General features: G+C 67.6%; 5 protein-coding genes. 3 read left to right on the top strand and 2 right to left on the bottom strand.

The genetic code is table 11. The annotated features are described in order from the left end of the window. Positions 1–762, top strand: a 762-nt coding sequence (locus ENN83_RS12675; RefSeq protein WP_349760127.1) for a D-arabinono-1,4-lactone oxidase, incomplete at its 5' end; no start/stop codon positions are given. Next, on the top strand, positions 759–1,496 hold the full coding sequence (locus ENN83_RS12670; RefSeq protein WP_287187520.1) for an SDR family NAD(P)-dependent oxidoreductase: 738 nt from the start codon (positions 759–761) through the stop codon (positions 1,494–1,496). The genes ENN83_RS12675 and ENN83_RS12670, both read left to right, overlap by 4 nt. Positions 1,497–1,599: 103 nt before the next feature. On the opposite strand, the gene ENN83_RS12665 is transcribed toward ENN83_RS12670, so the two are convergent. Both ENN83_RS12665 and ENN83_RS12660 read right to left on the bottom strand, forming a co-directional pair. Next, entirely contained in the window at positions 1,600–2,937 is a 1,338-nt protein-coding gene (locus ENN83_RS12665; protein WP_287187518.1) for a UbiA family prenyltransferase, read from the bottom strand. A 2-nt stretch (positions 2,938–2,939) separates the two neighbouring features. Continuing rightward, positions 2,940–3,767, bottom strand: a complete 828-nt coding sequence (locus ENN83_RS12660; RefSeq protein WP_287187517.1) for a lytic transglycosylase domain-containing protein — start codon at positions 3,765–3,767, stop codon at positions 2,940–2,942. A gap of 363 nt (positions 3,768–4,130) precedes the next feature. Here ENN83_RS12660 and ENN83_RS12655 point away from each other — a divergent pair, with 363 nt between their 5' ends. Beyond that, positions 4,131–4,334: a Flp family type IVb pilin gene (locus ENN83_RS12655; protein ID WP_287187515.1), complete on the top strand. Its 204-nt coding sequence runs from the start codon at positions 4,131–4,133 to the stop codon at positions 4,332–4,334. Positions 4,335–4,723 lie beyond the last annotated feature (389 nt).

The following is a 4,723-nucleotide window of genomic DNA, read 5'->3' as shown; positions in this document are numbered from 1 at the left end:
GTGGTGGAAACCCGCATCCCCGATTTCGACGCCTTCATCGCCGCGCTCGACGCCTCGACCGCCGAATTCGCCGTGGGCTGGGTCGATGCCACCGCCCGGCGCAAGCGGCTGGGCCGCGGCATCCTCGAAGAGGGCGAATTGCTCGACGGCAGCCGCCCCGGCCCCGTGCGCCGGGCGAAAGCCGTGCCGCTGGACGCGCCCGGCCTGCTGCTGTCCTGGCCCGTCATCCGGCTGTTCAACCGCTGGCGGCTGTCGCGCATCCCCGATTCGGGACGCAAGCGCATCCGTGCGCTGGACGAATTCTTCTTCCCGCTCGACGCCCTTGAGGACTGGAACCGGCTTTACGGCAAGCGCGGCTTTCACCAGTTCCAATGCGTCGTCCCGCAGGACGCCGCCCCCGCGCTGCGCGAGATCCTCGCGGCAATCGCGAAATCCGGCATCGCCTCGCCGCTGGCGGTGCTGAAACGGATGGGACCGGGCCGCGCGGGGCATCTGTCCTTCCCGATGGCGGGCTATACGCTGGCCGTCGACCTGCCCGCGCGCAAGACCCGCGCCGCCCCCCTTTACGCACGGCTCGAAGACATGGTGCAGGCCGCGGGCGGGCGGCTTTACCTGGCCAAGGACGCGCTGGCCCGGCCCGGCACGATCGCGGCGATGTATCCCGAACTTGACGACTGGCGGGCCGAAATCGCCCGCGCCGACCCCGAGGGGCATATGACGACCGACCTCATGCGCCGGTTGAAACTCAGGAGTGCGGCATGAGCGAGACCTGGCTGATCCTCGGCGCCTCCTCCGCGATGGCGCGCGCTTTCGCCCGCAAGCTGGCCGAACGCGGCGACGGGTTGATCCTTGCGGGCCGCGACACCGCCGATCTGGACCGCGACGCGGCCGATGCAAGCCTGCGCGGCGCGGCGCTGGCCGAAACGATCCGCGTCGACCTGCGCGACCCGGCCGGTTTCGACGCAATCCTTGCCCGCATGACCGAATGCGAGGGCCCGGTTTCGGTGGCCGTCTTCACCGGCTCGATGCCGCCGCAAGCCGAAATCGACGCCGACCCCGCGCTGATCGAGGGCGTGGTGATCGACAATTTCACCGGGCCCGCGCGGCTCTTGCTGATGCTCGCGCCGCTGATCGAGGCGCGCGGCGCGGGCACGATCGTCGGCGTCGGCTCGGTCGCGGGCGACCGGGGGCGGATCGGCAACTATGTCTACGGCGCGGCCAAGGCGGGCTTTGCCACCTGTCTTTCGGGGCTCCGCAACCGACTGACGCGGGCGGGCGGGCATGTGGTCACGGTCAAGCCCGGCTTCACCGATACCGCGATGACCTGGGGGATCGAGGGGATGTTCCTGGTCGCCCCCCCCGACAAGGTGGCCGCCGACATCCTGAAGGCGGTCGAGAGGAAGCGCAACGTGATCTACACGCCGGTCTTCTGGCTGGCGATCATGGGCGTGATCCGCGCGATCCCCGAGTCGATCTTCAAGAAGCTGTCGATCTGATGAACACCCCGCCCGCAGGCGCGGGCCGGGCGCGCCTCTGCCGCGACCTGCCATATCGAATTCCGATGAAAGTCCGATGGAATTCCGATTTCGGAAACGGCCCTCAGAACCCGAACCAGCGCTGCCACAGTCCGGCACCGTAGAACATGAAGGACAGCGCGAAGAAGATCAGCCCCAACCCCACCCGATCGCGCAGCGCGAACACGATCGGATCGTAATCCTGCTTGCCGCGATGGCCCAGAATGACCATTCGGATCAACCAGATGGCCAGCGGAACCAGCGCCAGCCACAGCAGCCAGCGCGTCGGATAAAGCGCACGCGCCTGCTCGGAGAAACTGTAGGCGAAGAACACCACCAGCGCCAGTTCCGTCATCCGCTTGACACAGCCCAGCGACAGGAAGACCGGGAAGACGAAGACCAGCATCAGGATCGAGGCCCCCATCCCCGTCGCCGCCGCCCCGGCCAGCACCCGGATCGTGTAAAGGGCTGCCAGCGTTGCAATATCCACCCAGCGCAACCGCTTGAGCCTCAGCGAATAGGCCAGCGACAGCCCCATGTAGAGCACCAGCACGCCAAGGAATGCCCAGCCCAGCGCGGCGCCGATACCCAGCGCCAGAAGCCCCAGAAGCAGGCTTGCCACCATGCCCACCCCGATCGGAACCGCCCCCGCCGCGAAGGGCCGGTTGCGCTTGGTCGGATGCAGCCGGTCGGCCTCGAGATCCAGCAGATCGTTGACGACATAGATGCAGGACGCCGCCGCCGAGAAGGCGACCATGCCCAGAAGCACCAGCAGCAGCGTGGGCAGCGTGAAATCATGCGCGGCCAGCACGGGCAGGAACAGCAGGACGTTCTTGACCCATTGATGCGGCCGCAATGCCTGCACCAGATCGCGCCAGCGCCAGCCGCCCGGCACCACCTCGACCCGGCGTCCGGCGGCCTGCAACTCGGCCAGCAGGCCCGGGCGCCCGCCCACCACCACCGCCCTGTCGGCCGCCAACCACGCCGCCCGGTCGCCCGCGCTGTCCCCGGCATAATCGTAGCCGCGCAACCCGAAGGCCGATTTCAGCACCGCCGCCCGCCCCTCGCCCGCCACGTCGCGTCGCCCGTCGGCGCCCAGCCCGGCGGTGAACCCGTAATACCCGGCCAGCCTGTCGATCAGCCCGTCATCAGCCCCCGAAACCAGCACCACCTCGCGCCCTGCCTCGCTTGCGGCCAGAGCCCGTTCGGCGATCTCGACCCGGATCGGCAGCAGATCGACCCGCGGCGGGACAAGGCGCGTGACCTCGCGTCGGAACGCGGCGGGACGGCCCAGCGTGGCCCGGACGGCGGCAAGGGTCTCCCGCGGTGCACGACCAAGCCCGGCCCAGAGCGATTCCAGCATCAGGTCGGTGCGCAGGAAGGTGCCATCGACATCCAGCACCAGCGGCTTCTCCGCGCCCATGCCTAGCTGGCCCCCCGCGCGCGGAAAACGCATCCATCGGTGACCAGTTCGGGCGGCGTCAGACACAGGCCCCGGGCGACCGACCAGGCGGCCAGAACGCGGGGCACATAATGCCGCGTCTCGGCATAGGGCGGCACGCCCGCATGGGTGCGAACCGTCCCTTCGCCGGCATTGTAAGCCGCCAGCACCAGCACCGGATCATTGCCGAATTCCCGCATCAGCCAATCGAGATAGGCCACCCCGCCGCGGATATTGGCCACCGGATCGAGGCTGTCGGACACGCCGAACCGCGCGGCGGTGGCGGGCATCAACTGCATCAGCCCGGTCGCGCCCTTGGGGCTGACCGCGGCCCGGCGCCCGCCGCTTTCCACGCCGATCACCGCCAGCGCCAGAGCGGGCGAGACCCGCGTGCCGACCGTCGCGCTCAGGATGTCCGTGCCGTAGGAGGCGGCGATGTCCTGAAGATGCTGCAACCGCGGCTCCGGAATCGCGGCGCCGTCCACCGGCGGGCTGGAGATCGCCGCCAGCGCCAGGCCAAGCCGTCCGGGCCCGCCATCGGCCAGCGCAGGCGAAACCCGCGCCCAGAACCAGTCCGGCCCGGGGCCCGGCTTGTGGCCGCGCTCCGGCGCCGCCTCGCGCATCGCGGGCGGTTTCGGGGGGGCGAGCCGCGGCTGGACAGGCGGCACCTGCACCGTGATCCGCTTGACCGCGCCCGGTTCGGGCGGCTTGACCCGCTTGAAGGTGAAGTCCGGCCATGGCGGCGGATCGGCCGCTGCCGGTGTCGCCACGGAGAGCGCTGCAATCGTCGCCACGATGTATCTCGTCGCCATGACCTTTTTCTGCCCTGCTCGATCAAAGGTCTTGCCGGAATCTTGCAGAATCCGTCGCCAAAAGCCACCACCTATGGCCGATCATCAATCGCCAGGATCAGAACCCGACACGTCAGGAGGGCGAGCCCGCGTCGGATACCTAAAAAATTTATGACTTTTCGTCCCTTTTTTCATGGAGTTGTAGGCAAATCCCGCAAACTTTGCCCTTTGGCGGAAAATGACAAGCCTCAGCCCAACTCCTGCCCGATTCGGATGGCCTTATCCGCCCATGCCGAGGTGGTTTCGGGCGAGGATGATGACAGACCCCGCGATCCCCGACATGGCAGGTGAAGTGACCGGATATCCTATTGGAGGGACCAAAAAATGAAACTTTTCGATCTGATCAAGCGCTTCCACAAGGACGAATCGGGCGCCGTGACCGTGGACTGGGTCGTGCTGACCGCCGCGATCGTGGGCCTGGGCATCGCCGTTCTCACCTCGGTGCGGACCGGCGTGAACCATGTGGCCGAGGAAATCGAAGGCGCCCTGACCTCGGCCGAGGTTAAGAAACTCAGCACGCTGAACTGATCTTCAGCTTACCGAACCGGATGCCTGGCAAGGCCGCATCCCCGGATGCGGCCTTGCCTATTTCGGCGGCCCCGGAACCGGACCAGGCATTGTTTCGCAATCTTTCGAAATCCGCTTCTCCGCCAAGCCGTGACCCAGATTTCGCCACACTTGCCGGTCAGTCTGCATACCGATCACAGGATTGGACATGCCCGGCTCCCGCAGCCGGGGCGTGAACACGGAAAGGACATGCCATGCGATTGATATTCGGACTGGTGCTCCTGGTGGGTTTTGGCCTCGCAGGCTTCGCCGTCTACATGGCACAGGGTTACATCCAGACCTACGAGCGCCAGCTTGCCGAAGAGCGCGCCGCGCGCGCCAGCCAGGTCGAACTGGTGCCCGTTGTCGTG

Origin of the sequence: Rhodovulum sp. (assembly GCF_011048875.1) — a bacterium.
Lineage (GTDB): Bacteria > Pseudomonadota > Alphaproteobacteria > Rhodobacterales > Rhodobacteraceae > Rhodovulum > Rhodovulum tesquicola.
The sequence above is the reverse complement of the archived record's forward strand: the minus strand, read 5'-3'. Positions and strand labels throughout refer to the sequence as shown.

Coding starts and splice junctions, on each gene's coding strand:
- ENN83_RS12670 (WP_287187520.1), top strand. CDS start 759: ATGAGCGAGACCTGGCTGATCCTCGGCGCCTCCTCCGCGATGGCGCGC.
- ENN83_RS12660 (WP_287187517.1), bottom strand. CDS start 3,767: ATGGCGACGAGATACATCGTGGCGACGATTGCAGCGCTCTCCGTGGCG.
- ENN83_RS12665 (WP_287187518.1), bottom strand. CDS start 2,937: ATGGGCGCGGAGAAGCCGCTGGTGCTGGATGTCGATGGCACCTTCCTG.
- ENN83_RS12655 (WP_287187515.1), top strand. CDS start 4,131: ATGAAACTTTTCGATCTGATCAAGCGCTTCCACAAGGACGAATCGGGC.